General features: G+C 34.7%; 2 protein-coding genes. Both read left to right on the top strand.

Translation table 11 applies throughout. The features are described 5' to 3' along the window. The first annotated feature begins 50 nt into the window (after positions 1–50). Positions 51–941 (top strand): DUF4435 domain-containing protein, encoded by an 891-nt coding sequence (locus tag ASV53_RS23635; RefSeq protein ID WP_189337958.1) that lies wholly within the window; start codon positions 51–53, stop codon positions 939–941. 139 nt (positions 942–1,080) lie between these two features. After that, positions 1,081–2,187 carry a PIN domain-containing protein gene (locus tag ASV53_RS23630; RefSeq protein ID WP_094958946.1) on the top strand — a complete coding sequence of 369 codons (1,107 nt, stop codon included), beginning with the start codon at positions 1,081–1,083 and terminating at the stop codon, positions 2,185–2,187. Positions 2,188–2,413: the final 226 nt, after the last annotated feature.

Raw genomic sequence — 2,413 nt, 5'->3', positions numbered from 1 at the left:
AACATTTGTATTAGAGACAGGTATAGATGCATAGTGAGTTAGATGCTCAAATGAAGCGCTCTGCAACTGTAATTGCTTATCAAAAGTTTCAGCTTCTTAAAAACAAAAGTGAATATGCGTTCTTTTTTGTTGAAGGAGAAGATGATTTACTTTACTACCCACTAAAAGCAAGAGGGAAATATGATGGAAAGCAAGTAACAGCTTTACATTGTGGAGGGAAAAAAGGAGTTTTAGAAATACATGAAATGACAAAAAATGATTTGTGTGAACAACGTATTGTTGGTTATTTCATTGATAGAGACTTCGATGACAATAGCAACGTGTGTAGCACTGTTTATGTAACACCTGGTTATGCAGTTGAAAATCTAGTCTATAATACAACAACATACGTAAATTACTTGCATGAAAGGTTTAGGTTGAACTCAGTTGATGCAGAGTATTCAATGGCTATGTCTTTTTATCAGAAATTAACATCTGATTTTTACCAATCGTTAAGTACATATAATGCTTGGATGTATACGCAGCGTAATTTATGTGATGACCGAAAAAACAAAAGATTAAGCTTTCCTAAAAAGATACCTGATGGTTTCATTAATTACTCCTATGAACAAATCACTGCTTGTCACACACTTGAAGATATAAAAAGTATCCATGAAAGTGCTCCTGATGTAACTGAGGAGGAGGTGTCAGACAGTTTGTCAACTTTAAGTCTAGAAGCTTTTGAAAATGTGTTTAGAGGGAAGTTTCATTGGTCAATATTTGCTTATGTTTTGTCATATTTAATCGAAGATGCAAATAAGAAGGATGGAGGCATCATAATGAAAAATAAGGTTAAATTTACTGTGTCTAAAAAAGATAGTCGGAAATTCTTTGAAGAACTCCACCCGTTCTCAACTGCGCCTGATTGCTTAAATACATACTTTGATAAAATTGTTGCATAAGAGCTAACAAGGCATTTAAACGGAACTTAAACAGTGGGTTAGGTTCCGCTTCGCTACACAGTATAACCCACTATTTTAGTCCGCTTAATGCGGCGTTAGCTCTCAGGGCGGACGCAAAATTTTATGAAGAAGTTAAAAAATGAAAGTATTCCTTGATACAAATGTGTTTTATAAAAACTGGTATGCAGATAAGCCTAACTTTAAGCTGCTCTTTTATTTTCTGAACAACCAAAAATTTGATTTGCTTCTGTCAGACTTGGTCGTTCAAGAAACAAATAACATCCGGAACAGAGAAGTCAATGAAGTTCGGGCTGAAATCACTCGGTTGGTGAATAAAGGGAGCAAGTTAAACGAGAATCCGCTCAGCTTTAAAGAAGAGCAACTGGACTTCAATGAATATGAACTTTCGGATGTACTCAAGTATAAAGTAGATTGGATTGAGAATATCAGTTACGAAAATATTTCTCAGAAGGTTGTAGTAGAACGAGCTATACAGTCAATTAAACCATTTACGAATCAAGAAAAAGGCTATCGAGACACATTGATTTGGTTGTCCTTTTTAGATTATCTACAAGAAAATGACATTGAAGGTGATGTTGCATTTATTACTAACAACAAGCATGACTTCTTTGAAAGCAAAGGCAAGGCACTGACATTTAACGAAGATCTCCAAAAAGACATAGATGAACGTTCATTAAAAGCAAAAATTAAACCTTATCTAAATATCTTTGACTTTGTAAACGAAAATGTAGACAAGATTGAGCACTCATTTGATCGCCAAGAAATTTTAGATGATTTAGAAGAATTCTTAATCGAGGAAACGGAAAGTTATCTGAACTCTATGAGTAATTATGACATTGGGGATATTCTCGACGCTCGAGTTTTCTCAGAAAAGATAACATCTGTAATGGATATAGAGTCTGATATCTTTGAAGGTCTTGAAGACCCAGAAGTAAAATCAGTCAAACGATTACCTGAAAATCGTGTATATATCAGTGCTTATTTTGAAATGAGAAGAGTTGATCTAGTCATAACTATAGATGTGATAGAGTTCAAACAGTATGTTGAAGAGATTGAAGCTATTAAGTCTCTTTACAATATTGAATTGGACGGTGAACATGCAAAGTTGTCTTTCATTTTAAGAACTTGTGTAGATGGCAGTTTTGAGTATGACGCAAAGGAAAAAGAACCTAGCAATCTATCAGTGGAGTATATCTTCAACAGAATGAGTAGACGAGAGAGCTAACAAAGAATTCAAGCCGACCAAAAACGCGTGGCATTTTCAGCTTGCGTTGAGTGTCGTGATTACGGTGGTTTGCATAAAACGTGTTGGTGCGTTTTTGGCCGCTTAATTAAGCGTTAGGCATCAAGAGGAATTATGGACAAAGACGTACCTTTTTTACATTTAGCGGAAGTTCTTTCAGAAATTAATGATTTAGAGTTAGCTCTTTTAAAATGTCATTTATTAGTAG

The sequence above is a fragment of the Photobacterium sanguinicancri genome (assembly GCF_002265265.1).
Classification (GTDB): Bacteria; Pseudomonadota; Gammaproteobacteria; order Enterobacterales; family Vibrionaceae; genus Photobacterium; species Photobacterium sanguinicancri.
Note: the sequence above shows the minus strand (reverse complement) of the source record. Positions and strands in the feature narration are given on the sequence as shown.

Excerpts from the sequence above, each read along its gene's own strand:
- ASV53_RS23635 (WP_189337958.1), top strand. The coding sequence starts at position 51 with ATGAAGCGCTCTGCAACTGTAATTGCTTATCAAAAGTTTCAGCTTCTT.
- ASV53_RS23630 (WP_094958946.1), top strand. The coding sequence starts at position 1,081 with ATGAAAGTATTCCTTGATACAAATGTGTTTTATAAAAACTGGTATGCA.